At 72.6% G+C, this 18,938-nt stretch carries 19 protein-coding genes; 14 read left to right on the top strand and 5 right to left on the bottom strand.

The features are described from left to right. The first annotated feature begins 34 nt into the window (after positions 1-34). From ABD823_RS05135 to ABD823_RS05115, 5 genes are all read left to right on the top strand, one after another. Positions 35-766, top strand: coding sequence for an energy-coupling factor ABC transporter ATP-binding protein (locus ABD823_RS05135; RefSeq protein ID WP_344856427.1), 732 nt, complete (start codon positions 35-37; stop codon positions 764-766). Between the two features lie 144 nt (positions 767-910). Further along, positions 911-1,249: an STAS domain-containing protein gene (locus ABD823_RS05130; protein WP_344856425.1), complete on the top strand. Its 339-nt coding sequence runs from the start codon at positions 911-913 to the stop codon at positions 1,247-1,249. A gap of 185 nt (positions 1,250-1,434) precedes the next feature. Then, complete coding sequence (locus tag ABD823_RS05125) at positions 1,435-2,208, top strand: SDR family oxidoreductase (RefSeq protein WP_344856423.1); 774 nt, start codon at positions 1,435-1,437, stop codon at positions 2,206-2,208. Positions 2,209-2,218: 10 nt separating this feature from the next. Next, positions 2,219-3,007, top strand: coding sequence for a crotonase/enoyl-CoA hydratase family protein (locus ABD823_RS05120; protein WP_344856422.1), 789 nt, complete (start codon positions 2,219-2,221; stop codon positions 3,005-3,007). A gap of 258 nt (positions 3,008-3,265) precedes the next feature. Beyond that, positions 3,266-3,916 carry a rhomboid family intramembrane serine protease gene (locus ABD823_RS05115; protein ID WP_344856421.1) on the top strand — a complete coding sequence of 217 codons (651 nt, stop codon included), beginning with the start codon at positions 3,266-3,268 and terminating at the stop codon, positions 3,914-3,916. Positions 3,917-3,985: 69 nt separating this feature from the next. Here the strand turns inward: ABD823_RS05115 and serC are convergent, their stop codons facing one another. Beyond that, complete coding sequence (serC, locus tag ABD823_RS05110) at positions 3,986-5,095, bottom strand: phosphoserine transaminase (RefSeq protein WP_344856419.1); 1,110 nt, start codon at positions 5,093-5,095, stop codon at positions 3,986-3,988. Positions 5,096-5,219: 124 nt separating this feature from the next. Continuing rightward, positions 5,220-6,326 (bottom strand): citrate synthase 2, encoded by a 1,107-nt coding sequence (locus ABD823_RS05105; RefSeq protein ID WP_344856417.1) that lies wholly within the window; start codon positions 6,324-6,326, stop codon positions 5,220-5,222. Positions 6,327-6,496: 170 nt separating this feature from the next. On the opposite strand from ABD823_RS05105, the gene pdxH reads away from it, so the two are divergent. From pdxH to ABD823_RS05080, 5 genes are all read left to right on the top strand, one after another. Further along, positions 6,497-7,150 (top strand): pyridoxamine 5'-phosphate oxidase, encoded by a 654-nt coding sequence (gene pdxH / locus ABD823_RS05100; RefSeq protein ID WP_344856415.1) that lies wholly within the window; start codon positions 6,497-6,499, stop codon positions 7,148-7,150. A 62-nt stretch (positions 7,151-7,212) separates the two neighbouring features. Then, positions 7,213-8,478, top strand: a complete 1,266-nt coding sequence (locus ABD823_RS05095) for an MFS transporter (RefSeq protein WP_344856413.1) — start codon at positions 7,213-7,215, stop codon at positions 8,476-8,478. A 200-nt stretch (positions 8,479-8,678) separates the two neighbouring features. After that, complete coding sequence (locus tag ABD823_RS05090; RefSeq protein ID WP_344856411.1) at positions 8,679-9,380, top strand: iron-dependent transcriptional repressor DtxR; 702 nt, start codon at positions 8,679-8,681, stop codon at positions 9,378-9,380. A 120-nt stretch (positions 9,381-9,500) separates the two neighbouring features. Beyond that, positions 9,501-11,732 (top strand): ATP-binding SpoIIE family protein phosphatase, encoded by a 2,232-nt coding sequence (locus ABD823_RS05085; protein ID WP_344856409.1) that lies wholly within the window; start codon positions 9,501-9,503, stop codon positions 11,730-11,732. A 125-nt stretch (positions 11,733-11,857) separates the two neighbouring features. Further along, a complete protein-coding gene (locus ABD823_RS05080; RefSeq protein WP_344856407.1) occupies positions 11,858-12,634 on the top strand; it encodes an alpha/beta fold hydrolase in 777 nt (258 codons plus the stop codon). 18 nt (positions 12,635-12,652) lie between these two features. On the opposite strand, the gene ABD823_RS05075 is transcribed toward ABD823_RS05080, so the two are convergent. Next, entirely contained in the window at positions 12,653-12,814 is a 162-nt protein-coding gene (locus ABD823_RS05075) for a hypothetical protein (protein WP_344856405.1), read from the bottom strand. A gap of 144 nt (positions 12,815-12,958) precedes the next feature. Between ABD823_RS05075 and ABD823_RS05070 the strand changes: the two genes are divergently transcribed. After that, the gene (locus ABD823_RS05070) at positions 12,959-13,462 is read left to right on the top strand and encodes a hypothetical protein (RefSeq protein ID WP_344856403.1); all 504 of its coding nucleotides are present in this window, start codon (positions 12,959-12,961) and stop codon (positions 13,460-13,462) included. Positions 13,463-13,535: 73 nt separating this feature from the next. Here the strand turns inward: ABD823_RS05070 and ABD823_RS05065 are convergent, their stop codons facing one another. Further along, entirely contained in the window at positions 13,536-14,681 is a 1,146-nt protein-coding gene (locus ABD823_RS05065; RefSeq protein ID WP_344856401.1) for an acyl-CoA dehydrogenase family protein, read from the bottom strand. A 271-nt stretch (positions 14,682-14,952) separates the two neighbouring features. On the opposite strand from ABD823_RS05065, the gene ABD823_RS05060 reads away from it, so the two are divergent. Together ABD823_RS05060 and ABD823_RS05055 are read left to right on the top strand one after the other, a co-directional pair. After that, the gene (locus ABD823_RS05060) at positions 14,953-16,446 is read left to right on the top strand and encodes a hypothetical protein (RefSeq protein WP_344856399.1); all 1,494 of its coding nucleotides are present in this window, start codon (positions 14,953-14,955) and stop codon (positions 16,444-16,446) included. A gap of 13 nt (positions 16,447-16,459) precedes the next feature. After that, positions 16,460-17,359, top strand: a complete 900-nt coding sequence (locus tag ABD823_RS05055; protein WP_344856397.1) for a class F sortase — start codon at positions 16,460-16,462, stop codon at positions 17,357-17,359. A 120-nt stretch (positions 17,360-17,479) separates the two neighbouring features. On the opposite strand, the gene ABD823_RS05050 is transcribed toward ABD823_RS05055, so the two are convergent. Beyond that, on the bottom strand, positions 17,480-17,707 hold the full coding sequence (locus tag ABD823_RS05050; protein ID WP_344856395.1) for a hypothetical protein: 228 nt from the start codon (positions 17,705-17,707) through the stop codon (positions 17,480-17,482). A gap of 333 nt (positions 17,708-18,040) precedes the next feature. Here ABD823_RS05050 and ABD823_RS05045 point away from each other — a divergent pair, with 333 nt between their 5' ends. Beyond that, entirely contained in the window at positions 18,041-18,937 is an 897-nt protein-coding gene (locus ABD823_RS05045; RefSeq protein WP_344856393.1) for a hypothetical protein, read from the top strand. Position 18,938 lies beyond the last annotated feature (1 nt).

Here is an 18,938-nt window from a genome sequence, read left to right as displayed (position 1 = left end):
GCGGCAGGGCACGGCGGGGCGTCAGGAGGACGGCATGACGGCGTCGCTGGAGGTGAGCCGGCTGGCCTACGCGTACCCCGACGGGACGCAGGCCCTGTTCGGCGTGGACTTCCGGATCGAGCGAGGGGAGCGGGTCGCGCTGCTCGGGCCGAACGGCGCCGGCAAGACCACCCTGGTGCTGCACCTCAACGGCATCCTGACCGCCGGGCACGGCACGGTGACCGTGGCGGGCCTGAGGGTCGGCGAGGACTCCGTGCTGGAGATCCGGCGCAGGGTCGGCCTCGTCTTCCAGGACCCCGACGACCAGCTGTTCATGCCCACCGTCCGGGAGGACGTCGCCTTCGGTCCCGCCAACCTCGGCGTCCGCGGCGAGGAGCTGGAGCAGCGGGTCAAGGACGCGCTGGAGAAGGTCGGCATGCGCGAGGCGATCGACCGGCCCCCGCACCACCTGTCGTTCGGCCAGCGCCGCCGGGTGGCGGTGGCCACCGTCCTGGCGATGGAGCCGGAGATCCTCGTGCTGGACGAGCCGTCGTCCAACCTCGACCCGGCCTCGCGCCGCGAGCTCGCCGAGATCCTGCGGAGCCTCGACGTGACGGTGCTGATGGTCACCCACGACCTGCCGTACGCCCTGGAGCTGTGCGAGCGCTCGCTCATCCTGTCCGGCGGCGTGATCGCCGCCGACGGGCCGACGCGGGAGATCCTGGCCGACGCCGAGCTGCTGGCCGCGCACCGGCTGGAGCTGCCGTACGGTTTCACCGTCGCCTGAGAGCGCCGCCGAGGGGGCCCGCGGGGGGCGCGGGGGCCGGTTGCCCGCGAGGGGCCGCGCACGCGGGCCCGGGGGCCGTACGGGCACGCGTGGGGCGCAGGCGAAGTAAAGTAGGGCTGCCTCTCATGGCCACGAGGAGGATCGATGAAACTACGGCTGGCTCGCCGGACGGTCGGCGACGCCGTGGTGGTGGCGGTCGAGGGGGAGCTCGACCTGTTCACCGCGCCCTTCCTGCGTGACGAGGTCCGCGAGGCGATCAAGATCGACGGGTCCCGGCTGGTGCTCGACCTGGCCGCGCTGTCGTTCATGGACTCCAGCGGGCTGTCGGTGCTGATCGAGGCGTGGCGGCTGGCGACCGGTCAGGGGGGCGGGGTCGCCCTCGCCGCGCCGCAGCCGCCGGTGGCGCGGATCCTGCGCACGACCGGTCTCGACCGGCGCATCAAGGTCTATCCCGACGTCGGCACCGCCGTGGGAGAGCTCTGACCCCGCAGGTCCCGGTCCCGGGGAGGCCCCGGCGGGTCCGGCCCCCGGCGGCCCCGTGCGGGCCCGGTGGTGAGGGTCCGTCCCCGGCGGCCCGGTCCGGGGAGGAGCCCGGCGCGCGCATTCCGCAGGCGAGATTTACCCACCCCGAGTAGAACTTCATTCGGTCTCCGCGTTAAAGTCCGCTCATGGACCTGAACGGAGCAGCAGCAATCATCTCGGGCGGTGCCAGCGGTCTCGGCGAGGCCACGGCCCGCGATCTGGCCGCGCACGGCATGACCGTCGTCATCGCCGACCTGAACGAGGAGCGCGGCAAGGCCCTCGCCGACGAGCTGGGCGGCGTGTTCGTCAAGACCGACGTCTCCGACGAGGAGCAGGTGCAGGCCGCGGTGGACGCCGCGGTGGCCACCGGCAAGCCGCTGCGCGTCGTGGTGAACAGCGCCGGCATCGGCTGGGCCACCCGCACGGTGAACCGCGACGGCTCGCCGCACGACCTGGCGTCCTACCGCAAGGTGATCGACGTCAACCTGATCGGCACCTTCAACCTCATGCGCATCGGCGCCGCGGCCATCGCCAAGACCGAGCCGGTCGATGAGGACGGCCTGCGCGGCGTGGTCATCAACACCGCCTCCGTGGCGGCGCTGGAGGGCCAGACCGGCCAGGTGGCGTACTCCGCCTCCAAGGGCGGCATCGTCGGCATGACCGTCCCGGCCGCCCGTGACCTGAGCGCCGTCGGCGTCCGGGTCAACACGATCTGCCCCGGCATCATCGACACCCCGATCTACGGCTTCTCGGCCAACGCCGACGAGTTCAAGGCGAAGCTGGTCGCCCCGGTGGTCTTCCCCAAGCGCATGGGCCGGCCCGCCGAGTTCGCCCACCTGGTGCGCGCGCTGATCGAGAACGACTACATGAACGCCGAGGTCATCCGCTTCGACGGCGGTATCCGCTTCCAGCCCAAGTAGGAGTCCCACGGTGTCCGACACCTCTCCGGCAGCGGCCTCCGACGAGGTCCTCGTCGAGGTCGACGGCGGCGTCGCCGTCATCACGATCAACCGTCCCCGGGCCAAGAACGCCGTCAACGGCGCCGTGGCCCGGGCCATCGCCGCGGCGGTGGACGAGATGGAGGAGCGCAAGGACGTCTCCGCCTACGTCCTGACCGGCGCGGGCGGCACGTTCTGCGCCGGCATGGACCTCAAGGGCTTCCTGACCGGCGACTTCCCGGTCGTCGAGGGCCGCGGGTTCGGCGGCATCGCCGAGGCCCCGCCGAGCAAGCCCATCATCGCGGCGATCGAGGGGTACGCCCTGGCCGGCGGCTTCGAGCTGGCGCTGGCCTGCGACGTCATCGTCGCCTCGGAGGAGGCCAGGTTCGGGCTGCCCGAGCCCAAGCGCGGCCTGGTGGCCGGGGCGGGCGGCGTGATGCGGCTGCCGCGGCGCATCCCGTACCACGTCGCGATGGAGATCGCCCTGACCGGTGACCACTTCCCGGCCTCGCGGCTGTACGAGGTCGGCCTGGTCAACCACCTCACCCCGGCCGGCGAGGCGCTGCCCAGGGCGGTCGAGCTGGCCAGGCGGATCGCGGCGAACGCCCCCCTGGCGCTCGCGGCGACCAAGCGCGTCATCGTCGAGTCCGCCGACTGGAGCCTCGACGAGATGTTCGCCAGGCAGGGCGAGATCATCAACCCGGTGATGGGGTCGAAGGACGCGATGGAGGGCGCGGCGGCGTTCGCCGAGAAGCGCGCTCCGCAGTGGAGGGGCGAGTAACCCGTCCACCGGCCGCCCGCGCGGGGTCCCTCCGCCGGCCGCCCGCGCGGGGTCCCTCCGCCGGGCGCCCGCGCGGGTCCCGGGCCGCTGAGGCCCGCCGTACGGGCCGGGTGCGCATCCGCGGATGCCGCACCCGGCCCGTCCGCGTCCGGGGCGCGTGCGGCGCGCGCGGAGTGCGTACGGTGAAGGTGTGGGCGCGTGCGGCGTGGGCACGGGAGATGCCCACACCGGCGGCTTCACGAGGCCAGGAGAGCACGCATGTACGACCACCCGACGGGCGCGACCCCGCCCAGCCGATCCTCCGGTGAGCACCTGCGGCGCAGCCTGGGCAGCCTGGCGGCCGGGGCGATGGGCGCCGCGCTGCTGGCCATGCTGCTGGTGGCGGGCATGTGGGCGATCGAGATCGCCGACTATCTGCTCCCCGGCAGCTTCGACGTCCACGGCATCCGGGCCTGGGACGCCGAGGGGCTGACCGGCGTCTTCCTCGCCCCCTTCCTGCACGCGGACTTCGCCCACCTGATGGCCAACTCGCTGCCCCTGCTCGTGCTGGGCTTCCTGGCGGCCCTGCGCGGCGTGGGCCGCTTCCTGGCGGCCAGCCTGATCATCATCGTGGTGAGCGGCCTGGGCGTCTGGCTGACCACCGATCCCCGGTACATCACGGTCGGCGCGAGCGGCCTGGTCTTCGGCTACTTCGGGCTGGTGGTGGCCCGCGGCCTGTTCGACCGCCGCCTGCTCGACATCGTGATCGGCATCGGCGTGGCGGTGGCCTACTACTCGATCATCTGGGGCGTGCTGCCCACCCAGGCCGGCGTCTCCTGGCAGGGTCACCTGTTCGGCCTGGTCGGCGGCGTCCTGGCCGCCTGGGTCCTGCGCCGCCCCCCGGTTCCGCGCCACCGCCCGCCGTACTGACCGGATGCGGCGGCGGACGGGCCGGTGCGGCGGGCGCCGCACCGGCCCGGGAGCCGTGACCTCAGGCGGCTACAGGCGCTCGACGACGTGGTCGATGCAGTGGGTCAGCGCCTCGACGTCGGCCGGGTCGATGGCCGGGAACATCGCGATGCGCAGCTGGTTGCGGCCGAGCTTGCGGTAGGGCTCGGTGTCCACGATGCCGTTGGCGCGCAGCACCTTGGCGACCGCGGCGGCGTCCACGTCGTCGGAGAAGTCGATGGTGCCGACGACGCTGGAGCGGAACTCCGGCGCGGCGAACGGCGTGGTGTAGGACGTCTTCTCCGCCCACGTGTAGAGCCGGCTCGCCGAGTCGGCGCTGCGCGCGGTGGTCCAGGCCAGGCCGCCCTGGGCGTTCATCCACTCGATCTGCTCGGCGAGCAGGAACAGCGTGGCGACCGCCGGGGTGTTGTAGGTCTGGTCCTTGCGGGAGTTGTCGATCGCCACCGGCAGGCTGAAGAACTCGGGGATGTAGCGGTCACCGCCGGCGATCTCCTCGACCCGGGCCAGCGCGGCCGGGGACATCAGGGCGATCCACAGGCCGCCGTCGGAGGCGAAGCTCTTCTGCGGGGCGAAGTAGTAGACGTCGGTCTCGGAGACGTCGACGGGCAGGCCGCCGGCGCCGGAGGTGGCGTCCACGAGCACCAGCGAGCCGTCCTCGCCGACCCGCTTGATCGGCATGGCGACACCGGTGGAGGTCTCGTTGTGGGTGAGGGCGTAGACGTCCACGCCCGCCTCGGTGACCGCCTCGGGGTGGCTGCCCGGCTCGGACTTGATGACGCTCGGCTCGGCCAGCCACGGGGCCTTCGCCGTGACGGCGGCGAACTTGGAGGAGAACTCGCCGAAGTGCAGGTGCTGCGACTTCTCGCGGACCAGGCCGAAGGCGGCGATGTCCCAGAAGGCGGTGGTGCCGCCGTTGCCGAGGACGACCTCGTAGCCCTCGGGGAGGGAGAACAGCTCCGACAGCCCCGCGCGCACGCGCCCGACGAGCGACTTGACCGGCTTCTGGCGGTGGGAGGTGCCCAGCACGCCCGCACCGGAGGCGGCCAGAGCCGAGATCTGCTCGGGTCGCACCTTCGAGGGCCCGCAGCCGAAACGGCCGTCGGCGGGCTTGAGGTCAGAGGGAATCACGATGTCAGCCACCCGACCAGCGTACTGAAGCCCCGGATGGCGCCCGACCGGGGTCCGGTCTTTGAGACGGAAATTACTGAAACGCGAGACGGGCGGCGCGCGGGGACCCGCGCGGCGGCCGTACCGGCTCAGGGCGTCAGAACTTGCCGATGACCTCGGCGGCGCCGGGCACGTCGTCGATCGAGCGCTGCGCGGGGCCGACGTAGTTGGCGCTGGGGCGGACCAGCCTGCCCGTGCGCTTCTGCTCCAGGATGTGGGCGGCCCAGCCCGCGGTGCGGGCGCAGGTGAACATCGAGGTGAACATGTGCGGCGGCACCTGGGCGAAGTCCAGCACGACCGCGGCCCAGTACTCGACGTTGGTGGCGAGCACCCGGTCGGGCTTGCGGGCCTGCAGCTCCTCCAGGGCGGCCTTCTCCAGCGCGGCGGCGACCTCGTAGCGGGGCGCGTTCAGCTCCTTGGCGGTACGGCGCAGCACGCGGGCGCGCGGGTCCTCGGCGCGGTAGACGCGGTGGCCGAAGCCCATGAGGCGCTGCCCCTTGTCCAGCTCGCCCTGGACGTACTTCTTGGCGTCGCCGACCTGCTCGACGCCCTCGATCATGTGCAGCACGCGGGCCGGGGCGCCGCCGTGCAGCGGGCCCGACATGGCGCCGACGGCGCCGCTCAGCGCCGCGGAGACGTCGGCGCCGGTGGAGGCGATGACGCGGGCGGTGAAGGTGGAGGCGTTCATGCCGTGCTCGGCCGCGGAGACCCAGTAGGCGTCGATGGCCTTGACGTGGGCGGGGTCGGGCTCGCCCCGCCAGCGGACCATGAACCGCTCGACGATCGTCTGGGCCTCGTCGACGCGGGACTCCGGCACCACCGGCTGGCCCTGGCCGCGGGCGGACTGGGCGACGAAGCTGAGCGCGGTCACGCTCGCGCGCGCGAGGTTGTCGCGCGCCTCGTCCTCGTCGATGTCGAGCAGCGGCCGGAAGCCGTAGTGGGGGGCCAGCATGGCCAGGGCGCTCTGCACGTCGACGCGGATGTCACCGGAGTGGACAGGAATGGGGTACCGCTCGGCCGGGGGGAGGCCCGGCTGGAACTTGTTGTCGACGAGCAGGCCCCAGACGTTCCCGAAGGAGACGCGGCCGACCAGCTCTTCGATGTCGACGCCCCGGTAGCGGAGGGCGCCCCCTTCTTTGTCCGGTTCCGCGATCTCGGTCTCGAAAGCTACGACGCCTTCGAGCCCGGGTTTGAAGTCGGACATTCTCGGCCGCCTCCCTTTCTTGAAGTCAAAGCCTTGATGTCGAGATACCGGCGAGTCATATTCAACCCCCTGTGTTCAGGCGGCCTGCCGCCGGTCCCTCCGGAACGCGATAGCCCCAGGTGGGGGGCGGTGCGCGCGGGCTTCCGTCAAGCACGCGAGAATACCGTCCCGTGGACGCCACCTCGCACCCGCCGTCGCCGGCGGGGCTCCGACGCACCTACGAGGGCCAGCCGCTGCTGGAGGAGCACCTCGCCGCCGACCCCGTCTCCCAGTTCGCCGCCTGGTTCGGCGAGGCCGTGGACGCCGGGCTGCCCGAGCCGAACGCGATGATCGTCGCGACCGCCTCCGCGGGCGGGCGGCCGACGGCGCGCACCGTGCTGCTCAAGGGCTACGACGAGACCGGGTTCGTCTTCTACACCAACTACGAGTCGCGCAAGGGCCGGGACCTGGCCGAGAACCCCCGGGCCTGCCTGCTGTTCCCCTGGCACGCCATCCGCAGGCAGGTGCGGGTGGAGGGGCCGGTCGCCCGGCTGTCGCGCGAGGAGTCGGCCGCCTACTTCCGGTCGCGGCCGTACGGCTCGCGCGTCGGGGCCTGGGCGTCGCGCCAGTCGGCGGTGGTGTCCTCGCGCCGGGAGCTGGACGAGCGGTACGCGAAGCTGGCCGAGCGCTGGCCGGAGGACCCGCCGGTGCCGGACTTCTGGGGCGGCTTCCGGGTCGCGCCGGTGGAGGTGGAGTTCTGGCAGGGCCAGACCGACCGCATGCACGACCGCCTGCGCTACCGGCGCTCCGGTGACTCCTGGGTCGTGGAGCGCCTGGCTCCCTGACCACTGCACCCCCTTTTTCCTGATATATCCGGTTGGGCCGGAAGACGTGAAGAGGGGGACCCGTGGGGCTGCTGGACTTCGTGCGCAGGCACCTGGTGGACGTCCGCCCCCTGGCGACCCCCGCCTACCGGCGGCTCTGGTGGGGGCAGGGCGTCTCCTTCATGGGCTTCCAGCTCACCTCGGTGGCGGTCAGCGCCCAGATCTACGACATCACCGGCTCGTCCTTCTGGGTCGGCATGCTGGGCCCGGCCAACCTCGTCCCGTTGATCGTCTTCGGGCTCTGGGGCGGCGCGATCGCCGACGCGGTGGACCGGCGCAAACTGCTGATCGGCGGCGCGCTGGTCGCCTGGACGGGGACGCTGGCCCTGCTGGTGCAGGCATGGACGGGCACCGAGGAGGTCGGCCTCCTGCTGGCGGCCGTCGCCGTGCACGCCACCGGGTTCGCCGTCACCAGCCCCACCCGGGGGGCGATCATCCCCAGGCTGCTCCCCGTCGAGCAGGTGCCGGCGGCCAACACGCTCAACTTCCTCGTCTCCAGTCTGGGCGCGGTGATCGGACCGCTGATCGCCGGCGTGGTGCTGGCCCGGGGCGGGTTCGCCATCGCCTACCTCGCCGACGCGGTGCTGTTCGGCGCGAGCCTGTACGCGGCCCTCCGGCTGCCGCGGCTCGCGCCGACGGGCGAGGTGACCCGGCCCGGGCTGGGGTCCGTCGTGGACGGCCTGCGCTACATCGCCGGGCACCCCGTGGTGCTGATGTCGTTCGTCGTCGACATCATCGCGATGGCGTTCGCCCTGCCCAGGGCGCTGTTCCCGGAGGTCGTGGCCGAGCGGTTCGGCGGCTCGCCGGTCGCGTTCGGCTGGCTGACGGCCGCCATGGGCATCGGCTCGGTGATCGGCGGGCTGCTGTCGGGCTGGGTCGGCCGGGTGCGGCGCCAGGGGATGGCCCTCACCTTCACGATCGCCGTGTGGGGGATGAGCGTCGTCGCCGCCGGGCTGGCCGGCGAGCTGTGGGCGATGGTCGCGCTGCTCGCGGTCGGCGGCGGCGCTGACATGGTCGCCGGGGTGTGGCGGCAGACCATCCTGCAGACCCACGCGCCCGACGAGATGCGCGGCCGGATGCAGGGCGTCTTCACGGTCGTGGTGGCCGGCGGGCCCCGCCTGGGCGACCTGCGGGCCGGAGCGACCGCGACCTGGTTCGGCGCCACCGGGGCGTGGGTCGGCGGCGGACTGGCGTGCGCGGCCGCGGTGCTCGTCGTGGGGCTCGCCGTACCGGCGTTCCGGGACTACCGGGCGGCGGCGGTGGCGCGCGACGACGCGGCGCGGACATGACGGGCGGGGAAGGTTTCCGCGGCCTGCGGTGTTGGCGTGTGCCATCAGGGGTCACCGCGGACGTCTTTCCCCATAGGGTCGGAAGTCCCGATCCCGCTAGGGTCGGAAGTCCTGCAAACCTTTGTGAACCCGGCCATGCCCGGCGCGGGCTACGGGGATCCGCGCCGCGGACACGGCGATGACGCAAGACGGGAGGAGTCTTGACCGCACACGGCCTGATCGACACCACGGAGATGTACCTCCGTACGATCTTCGAACTGGAGGAGGAGGGGATCGTCCCGCTCCGCGCCCGCATCGCCGAGCGGCTCAAGCAGAGCGGGCCCACCGTGAGCCAGACGGTCGCCAGGATGGAACGGGACGGCCTGGTCCGCGTCGAGGGCGACCGGCACCTGACCATGACCGACCTCGGCCGCGCGCTCGCCACCCGCGTCATGCGCAAGCACCGCCTCGCCGAGTGCCTGCTGACCCAGGTGATCGGGCTGCCCTGGGAGGAGGTGCACAACGAGGCGTGCCGCTGGGAGCACGTGATGTCCGACTCCGTCGAGACGCGCCTGGTCACCCTGCTGAACAACCCCACCCGCGACCCGCACGGCAACCCCATCCCCGGTCTGGAGGAGCTCGGCGTCACGGTGCCCGCGGTCGAGCGCGAGTCGCTGCCGTCGATGGCGGAGGCGGCCGGGCCGAAGGATGTGTCCGTGGTCGTCCGCCGAATTAGCGAACAAGTGCAAAGCGATCCTGCTGTGATGCTTAAACTCAAGCAAGTTGGGATACAACCCGGACGCGAGGTGACGCTCGCGGCGAGCGACGACGGGGTGCGGGTGATCGGTGACGATGCGACGGGCAACTCTCTTGCGGACCTCCCGCGGGATGTCGCCTCTCACGTCTTCGTCTCCGTGCTCTGACCGGCGCGCATCCACTCGGTTGGATCCCACGGGGAAATCCCTCCACTCCCCGGCCGAGACTGCAGCAGGAGCAACCGTGGTTCGCTTTGCGCACGCCCGTCCCCGAAGGGTGGTCACTGTATGAAGCGGTGGGGGGATCTTCCGCAGGACGCCGCCGACCACCTGTCGGCCGGAGCCGTCCTCGACCAGGCCGAGATGGCGGTGGTGGTCACCGACCGCTTCAGCAACCTCCTCTACTGGAACCCGTTCGCCGAAAGACTCTTCGGGCACTCCGGCCCCCCGGGCTCCCGGGAGAGGCCGGCGCTCACCCTGGGGCTGCTGGACACCGACCACCCGCTCGCGGTCGAGGCCGCCAAGCAGGTGCTCAAGGGAGGTGTCTGGGAGGGCACCTTCGAGGTCAAGCGCGGCGACGGGACGATGATCTACGTCCGCGCGCAGGCCGTACCGCTGCGCCATCCCTCGGGCGCGGTGACGGGCATCGTCATCACCGCCCGCGAGGCCATGCGGAGCAACGAGCGGGAGAAGGACCGCTTCGGCCTGCTGGAGCGGATCGGGGAGCGGCTCGCCGGCTCCCTCTACGTCGAGGAGACGCTCAAGCGCGTCGCAGAGATGCTCGTCCCCCAGTTCGCCGACCACTGCTTCATCGAGCTGATGGAGGGCGACCGGCTGACCCGGAGGGTCTCCACGCACGTCCAGGGCTGGAGCCCGCCGCCGAACACCTGGGCCCCGCTCGGCGCCGAGATCCGCTACCCCGCGGGGCACTACGCCGACATCGCGCTGCGCCGTCAGGAGACGATCCTCGTCGAGGACTTCGCCAGGACCAACTACCCCAGCCCCAGCGAGGGCAGCACCCGCCTGGCCGCCGAGGTGGGCCTGACGTCGGCCATCGTCGCGCCGCTGTGCGTGCGCGGCGAGACCCTCGGCCTGATGTACCTCGGGCTGTCCAACCTGACCGACCGGCGCAGCCCGCACTACGACACCTTCGACCGCGACTTCGTCGGCGCCATCGCCACCCGGGTCGCGCTGGCCGTGGACAACGCGCTGCTGTTCGAGGAGGAGCGGCACACCGCGGAGTCGTTCCAGAAGCACCTGCTGCCCCGGGCGCTGCCCCAGCTCGACGGGCTGGAGATCGCGGTCCGCTACTTCCCCGCCGCGCCGCTCGCCTCGCACGGCCAGGGCATCCAGACCCAGGTCGGCGGCGACTGGTACGACGTGATCCCGCTCTCGGCGGGCCGGGTCGGCATCGTCATCGGCGACGTGGAGGGCCGCGGCGCCAAGGCCGCCGCCGTGATGGGGCAGCTGAGGGCGGCGCTGCGCGCCTTCGCCCAGGACGACAAGCCGCCCGCGGAGATCCTCGCCCGGCTCGACGAGTGGACGCGCATCATCGCCACCCCCGAGCAGGACGACAGCGGCGAGGACGTCAGCGTCCCGCCCATCGTCACCTGCCAGTACCTCGTCTACGACGCCTGGTCGCGCGAGCTGTCCTTCGCCAACGCCGGGCACGCCCCGCCGCTGCTGCTGGTCGACGGCACCTGCGTCGAGCTCGACATCAAGGAGGTCGGCCAGCCGCTCGGCGTCCGCGCCAAGGGCATGCACGCCGACCTGGTCTACAAGGAGGAGACGCGCACGCTCCCGCCGGGGGCCGCGCTGCTGCTCTACACCGACGGCCTGGTGGACCGCCGTCCGATCCGCGACTCCGGCCCGCCGCTCAGCGACGAGGAGACCCTCACGCTGCTCTGCGACCGGCTGGTCGAGACCGCGGGCGACTCGGTGGAGGAGATCGCCGACGCCGCCACCGCCGCGGTGCCCGGTGAGATCGACGACGACATGGCGATCCTGGTGGTCCGCTCCTCCGCCGCCGACCTCGACGTCGAGGAGCGCACCTTCCCCGCCCAGCCGATCATGGTCAGCGAGGCCCGCCGCATGGCGGCGGCGGCGTTCTCCGGGTGGAACGTCCCGGAGGAGCGGGCCGAGCTCGCCTGCCTGCTCGTCTCCGAGGTGGTCACCAACGTCGTGCTGCACGCCGCCGCCGCGGGCGTCCCGCGCCGCGACCTGATGATGGACGGCGGGCCGCTCGACTTCGACGAGTCCTGGGACCTGCCCGGCTTCGAGGACGAGGACGAGCCCGCCGGTGAGAAGGAGTTCACGCTCCGGCTCCGCCGCGGCCGGGAGTCCGTCTGGGTGGAGGTCTTCGACCAGGACCTGCGCCTGCCGCGCATCCGCAGCGCGGGAGAGAACGACGAGGGCGGCCGCGGGCTCTACCTCGTCGACCAGCTCGCCCGGCGCTGGGGCTCGCGCCCCACGCAGGAGGGCAAGGCCGTCTGGTTCGAGATCCCCACCAGGGCGCGTTAGCCGCGGGCGGCCCCGTCCCCCGTACGGCGGCGCCGCCCGGCAGACCCTCCCGTACGGCGCCGCGCCGCCAGGGAGGCGGCCGCCGGGTCTGGGCGGGGACTCCGATCGGTGCTTGAGTGGTGGGCATGGAGCTTGCCTTCGAACGGCGCGGGGCCGGGGCGCCCCTGATCCTGCTGCACGGCATCGGCCACCACTGGCAGGGGTGGCTCCCGGTGCTCGACCGTCTCGCCGCCGAGCGGGACGTGATCGCCGTCGACCTCCCCGGCTTCGGGGTCTCGCCGCCGCTGCCGGACGGCACGCCGTACACGGCGGAGACGCTCGCCGACGCGGTCGAGTCCTTCTGCGGGATGCTCGGCGTCCGCGAGCCGCACGTGGCGGGCAACTCGCTCGGCGGTTACGTCGCGCTGGAGCTCGCCGCGCGGGGCGCCGTCCGCACGGCGGCGGCGCTCTCCCCGGCGGGCTTCTGGAACCGGACCGAACTGCTGTACACGCGGACGGTGCTCCGCGCGACCAGGGCGGCGGCGCTGGCCGTCCCCCCGGAGCGGGCCGCCGCGGCGGTGGGCGGCCCGCTGGCCAAGGCGCTGGCGGTGGGCCTGATGGTGGCCCACCCGGGCCGCCTGCCCGACGAGGCGGTGCTCGCCGCCGGGGAGGCCCTGCGCGGTGCGCGGGGGTTCGACGAGATGCTCGAGGCGTTCGCGTGGATGATGCCCCCGGCGCCGCCGAAGGTGCCGGTCACGATCGCCTGGGGCGAGCACGACCGGCTGCTGCCGCGGCGGCAGGCCGTACGCGCGGCGCGGTGGTCAGGGCAGCGGGTGAAGTTGCTGCGGGGCTGCGGGCACCTGCCGATGAGCGACGACCCCGAGCTGGTCGCCCGGGTGCTGCTGGAGGCGTCGGCCGGTTAGCGCGCCGCCGTGCGGCGGTCAGCGCATCGTCTGGCCCCAGATGGCGAGCACCACGATGGCGAAGGTGATCATGACGCCCGCGTAGGCCAGCGGGCCGAGCCGCAGCGCCCGGCGCACCCGGTTCAGTCCCCAGGCGAACAGGAACGCAAGGAAGACCAGCAGGATCAGGCCGCTGTTCATGCCACCGCCTTCGGGGAGAGCCGTCGCTGACCAGTATGCGCCGTGCGGCCGCCGCCCGCGGCGGGGCGGCGCACATCGCCCGGGCGGCGGAGGGGTTCCGGCCGGGTGGGCGGGCCCCGCCGGTCCGTGGGAGGGTGGGGCGCTGTGAACGGAACGTTGAAGGCAGGCCGCGCCCTGTCGGTAGTCGCACTCGCCCTCGCCCTGTCCGCCTGCTCCGGGGGACAGGAGCCGTCGCCCGCGCCGGAGGCGGCCTCGCCCGCCGCGACCGTGACCGTGACGGAACCGGCCCCCTCTGAGCCGGCCGGCGAGCCGTCCCCTTCGGCGCCCGCGGCGTCCCCCTCGGCGCCGCCGAGCCCGAGCATCCCCGGCGGCCGGGGACTCGACGAGGACGTGACGGGCCAGGTCGGCCTCAAGGGGGCGGACTCGATCCTCATCGAGGGCGACGACGCCGCCGAGCGTACGGCGCAGCTCGTGCCGTACACGGAGGTGCTGGACGTGCAGGGCGGCGTCTGCGACGAGGGGGAGATCCCGCACCGGTGCAGCGTGGACCAGTTGAAGAAGGCGCTGAAGGCGGGTGTCTCGCTCTACGCCAAGGTCTCGATCAAGGACGGCGCGGCCGTGCGGATCGAGGAGATCGTCAGGAACTAGCGCCGCGGCCGGTCCGTCCCGCGGCGGGACGGACCGGCTCCGTCCCGCCGCGGGACCGCGGGCGGGTCCCTGCTCAGAAGCCGAAGGACCGGCCGATGATCTCCTTCATGATCTCGGTGGTGCCGCCGTAGATCGTCTGGACCCGGCTGTCGAGCCAGGCCCTGGCGACGGGGTACTCCATCATGTAGCCGTAGCCGCCGTGCAGCTGGAGGCAGCGGTCGATGACCCTGGTCTGCAGCTCGGTGGCCCACCACTTGGCCTTGGCGGCGTCCACGACGGTGAACGTCCCGGCGTTGAGGGCGCGGATGCACTTGTCCACGTAGTGCCGGGCGATCTCGACCTCGGTGTCCAGCTCGGCCAGGACGAACCGGGTGTTCTGGAAGCCGCCGATGCTGCGCCCGAAGGCCTGGCGGTTCCTGCAGTAGTCGATCGTCGCCGCCAGCACGGTCTCGGCGGCGGCCACCGCGGCCACCGCGATCGACAGCCGCTCCTGCGGCAGGTTGGCCATGAGCTGGAAGAAGCCCTGGCCCTCCTGGTCGCCGAGGAGGTTGGCGGCGGGCACGCGGACGTTCTCGAAGAACAGCTCGGCGGTGTCCTGGGCGTGCATGCCGATCTTCTCCAGGTTGCGGCCCCGGGTGAAGCCCTCCATGCCGCGCTCCACGACCAGCAGCGAGATGCCGCGCGCGCCCGCCGACGGGTCGGTCTTGGCCACCACCACCACGAGGTCGGAGTTGATGCCGTTGGTGATGAAGGTCTTGGAGCCGTTGACGACGTAGTGGTCGCCGTCGCGCACGGCCGTGGTCCGTACGCCCTGCAGGTCGCTGCCGGCCCCCGGCTCGGTCATCGCGACGGCGGTGATCAGCTCGCCGGAGGCGAAGCCGGGCAGCCAGCGGGCCTTCTGCCCGTCGTTCGTCAGGTCGACGAAGTACGGTGCCATGACGTCGTTGTGGAGCGAGAAGCCGAGGCCGGAGGCGCCGACCCGGATGATCTCCTCGACGATCACCGCGTTGTAGCGGAAGTCCTTGATGCCGGAGCCGCCGAACTCCTCCGGCACCCCGAAGCCGAACATGCCGACCTCGCCGGCCTTCTTCCACACCTCGCGGGGGACGATGCCGTCCTTCTCCCACCGGCCGTGATGGGGCACGACCTCCCGGGCCAGGAACTCGCGCACGGTCTCCCGGAAGAGCTCGTGCTCCTCCTCGAAGAGGTCCCGCTCCATGACTGCCTCCTCCTTCAGGGTCTCCGCGGCCAGAATACGATTCTGTTACCTGGAGGTACAGGCGTTGCGGGGCTCCCGCCCCCTCTGGGGTGGGCGTGGCGCGGGCCCGCTCTCGCGGCGTGGAACGTTCGCGAGATCACAACTGCGCCACAGTGCGCTGGGAGTCCCGCCGAACTCCCTGCGGGACGCCGCTGTATACCACTACGATCCGGACCTGTTGTGGTGAAATGACCATTTCTGTGTCCAGGTTTTACGAGCGGGGTGTCCAGTGGTGCGGTGGAGAGCAGGACTCCGTAGGGCGGCCGCGATCCCGGTCCTGGGTCTGCTGAGCGGCGCGGTGGTCGTCCTGTCCTCCGGTACGGCGAGCGCCAGTAACGCCGAGCTGGTCGTCGACTACGCCTGTACCGGAGGCGTGGCGGAGACCGGGCCCGTGAACATCAGGACCACGCTGTCGATTCCCACGACGGTCTCCGTCGGGCAGCCGCTCAGCCTCGACTGGAAGATCGGCTATCTGGACGGGACCAGGTTCGGCTCGCCGCACTTCTTCGCGCCTCAGGGAGAGGTCTCGGTCACCGGGAACGTGCAGCTCACCGGGGGCTGGGAGGGTGTTCTCCAGCCGAAGGGGAGCCTCAGTCAGGCCGGTCCGCTACAGCCCGACTCCCAGTTGCAGCTCCCCGAGGCGATCTCCGACTCGGCGCACACCACCCGGGCCGCGAAGGTCAAGGTCACACCCCAGACCCTGTACGTGGACTTCACCCCCCCGGCCGGTGAGGTCGTGGTCAACGATGACGATGCGCGGGTGCAGTACGAGACGGGTGCCTGGCAGAACCTGAACGACCGGCCGGAGCACCAGAACAATCACCACCACGACATCCACCGGGCGAAGGACAAGAACGCCACGGCTTCCATGGAGTTCACCGGAACCGGGATCGAGTACATCGCCCAGCGCGACTTCCGGGCGGGACGGGTCCGGTTCTACCTCGACGGCGAGGAGACCACTCCGGCCTACATCGACGCCTCGAAAGAGGACGACGGCACGCCGACGAGCTACGCCAACAAAGGCGGCTTGACGCTCTGGAGCCTTCGAGGTCTTCCCTACGACAAGTACCGCATCCAGGTCGTCAATGACGAGCAGGGTAAGTGGGCGCAGCTGGATGCCTTCCGGGTGATCACGGAAGAGTTGACCAGCCCGCCGCCGCAGTACCGGGCCACCTGCACGCTCGTCAGCACGCCGGTGTCGGTGGACGTGACCATCGGCGGATCCGCCACTCCCACGGGCGGTGGCACGCCCGATCCCACAGGCGGCAGCACGCCCCCGGGGAACGGCAACCCGCCGCTGCCCGCGTGCAGCCCGACTCCCACGCCGACCATCACCCCCACCCCGACCGCCACCCCCACCCCGACCGCCACCCCCACGCCGTCTCCCTCGCCGACCTGCACGAATCCCCCGAACCAGGGTGGAGGCGGGAAGACCCCCGTACCGCCGACGCCGACGCCGAGCAAGACTCCCACGAGCACGCCCGCCGCCAAGAGCACGCCCAAGCCGACCATCACCGCGACCGTCACCGTGACGCCCACCCGGGCGACGCCCACCACGCCCCAGGTGACCGTCACGCCCAAGGGCGGCGCGGACACCGGCGGCGGCAGCGCCGAGCAGCCGGGCCTGGCGCTCGCCGGAGCGGGCTCGGCCATGGTCTTCGGCAGCGTGCTGGGCGGCGTGACGCTCCTGCGGCGCCGGGCGGCGCACGCACGCGGCCGGAAGTAGGCGGGGCGCCGGCATGCACCCAGGACCTCCGCAGGGCGACCCCGCGTCCCACCCGGGCGGTGACCCCGCGTACCCGGGCGGCCTAGCGCCCTATCCGGGCGGCGGTCCCGCCTATCCCGAGGGCGGCCGGGCACCCGGCGGGGGAGGGCGGAAGTGGCTGCTCCCGTCGCTCCTGGTCGCCGGATCGCTCGGCGGGGTGGGGCTGGTCATGGCGGGGTTGCTCGCCTTCCTCGCCCCGCCCGCGGAGGAGGAGATGTACGGGCCTCCGATCCCCCAGGCGGTGGCGCAGGAGCAGCCGGTCGCGCCGGAGCAGAACGCGGCGGGCGCGCCCGCCCCCGCGGAGGTGGGGCCGGGCGGGCTGGACACCCCGCTGACGGCCGCCGCGCCGACGGCCGCGCCGCCGCTGCCCGTCGTGATGCCGCCCGAGCCGCTCAAGAGCGCGGGCGTGACGCCGCGCAGGATCTCCATTCCGAAGATCGGCGTGCTGGCGCCGCTGATGTCCCTGGGCATCGACGCGAAGCAGAAGATCCAGACACCGCCGATGAGCAAGCTCGGCCACGCGGGCTGGTACAAGCACGGCCCCGTCCCCGGCCAGCAGGGACCCTCCGTCGTGCTCGGGCACGTCAACGGCAACGGCAAGGCCGGTGTCTTCCTCCGGCTCAAGGAGCTCGTCCGCGGGGACAAGATCCGGATCTCGCGGTCGGACGGGTACGTCGCCGAGTTCACCGTCGACGGGGTCGAGCAGACCAGCAAGACGTCGTTCCCGTCGAAGCGCGTCTACGGCAACACCGGTGAGGCGGCCCTGCGCCTGATCACCTGCGGCGGCGTGCTCAACCAGAAGACCGGCCACTACACCGACAACATCATCGTCTACGCGACCCTGTCGGCCACCCGCAAGGCGTCCTCCGGCTGATCCGTTCCCGGCCCGGCAACGGATCCGTTGCCGGGCCGGCCGGCCCGTCCGCCACGCCCGTCCGCCACGCCCGTCCGCCCCGCCGTGCTACCCGCCCCGCCGTACGGCGGGACGGAGGCGTCACGCCGCTCCGGGCGTCTCCGGGTGCTCCCCGGGGTGGAGGTGCATGCACTCGCCGGTCCCCAGGCACATGCGGCACTCCTCGGCGACCCGGTGGAACACGATCACCCCCGACTCCTCGACGTGCGCCCGCTCCGGGCTCCAGGTCCCGCTCCCGCCGCACCACCGGCACGGCAGCCCGCAGTGGTGGGCGCCCGCGGCCACCCGTACGTCCCGGCCCTCCGGCATGACGTGGCGATTCCCCTCGGCTGTCGGCGATACGGGCCGCCCGTCGTCCGATCTCCGGGCCGCCCATAAGTGATCTTGCCCTTTCCCCGCGGCGCGCGCGACTCCACCGCCCTCCCGCCCCGTCGGCATCGGCCGTGCCACCGGCTGTGCGGGCGCGTCCGGGAGATGGCGAGGTGTGCGGGCCACTGCGAGAAGGGAGAGAATCTCTGTCCGTTTTACGGAGAGGTTTCCACCTTCTGGGAGATCTCCCTAGGATCTATGGCGAACCTTGACCGTTGGTGGGGACGACGAGTGATCTCCCGCCGAGCAACCGCACCGAACCGGGGAGAGACCGTGCTGAAGTCCAAGACGCGCAGGCGCGTCGCGGTCAGGACAGCCGCCGTCGGGCTGGTGGGCGCGGGTGTCCTCTTCGGAGGGCTCCCGGCGATCGCGTCGATGATGGCGGCGCCCGTGCCGGTGACCTACAACTGCACCTCCTCCGCCGCAGGCGCCGCGGCCAGCCCCTACCGGCTGCAGATGGACCTGACCGGCCCGCTGGCGCCGACACCCGGCGCCACGGTCGTCGCGACCTGGAAGATCGGCCAGCCCGCCGCCGCGCCGAGCCTGCTCGCCCCCTCGGCCCTCGCCGCCGGAGACCGCCTCGTGGTGGACGCGGAGGCGCTGGTCACCGGCTCGCCGCTGCCCACCCCGAGCGCGAGCGTCTACGCCACGGCCTCGTCCACGCCCGGGGCGGTGGCGGCGAACGCCCCGCTGCCGACCACCACCGTGCTGATCACGATGGTGCCCACGGCCACCGGCGTCATCGGGGTCCAGCCCGGGTCCTTCTTCCTGGAGGTGGCGCCGGCCGCCGGCGGCACCAACGCCGAGCTGTACGACTGCGTCCCCGGTGCCCCGGCCGAGGCGGCGGCCGCGCAGCTGCTGATCACCGTGAAGCCGTCCGGAAGCTCCAGCGGCACCGGCACCGGCACCCCGACGCCCACCGCCACCACGCCGAAGCCCACGATCACCGTCTACGAGACCGTGACGGCGAGCTCCACGCCCACCACCAAGACCAGCCGGACCACCAAGACGCGGCAGATCGAGGAGACGCCCGAGGGCGCGGCGTCCACCGGCGGCGGCGGGGAGGCCGGGCCGGACGCCCGGCTGATCATGCTGAGCGGCGCCCTCCTGGTGGCGGCGGCCGGGGCCGGCGGGCTGGCGCTGCGGCGCCGGACCGCGCAGCGGGGCTGAC

It is taken from the genome of Planomonospora alba (assembly GCF_039534085.1).
Classification (GTDB): Bacteria; Actinomycetota; Actinomycetes; order Streptosporangiales; family Streptosporangiaceae; genus Planomonospora_B; species Planomonospora_B alba.
The sequence above is the reverse complement of the archived record's forward strand: the minus strand, read 5'-3'. Positions and strand labels throughout refer to the sequence as shown.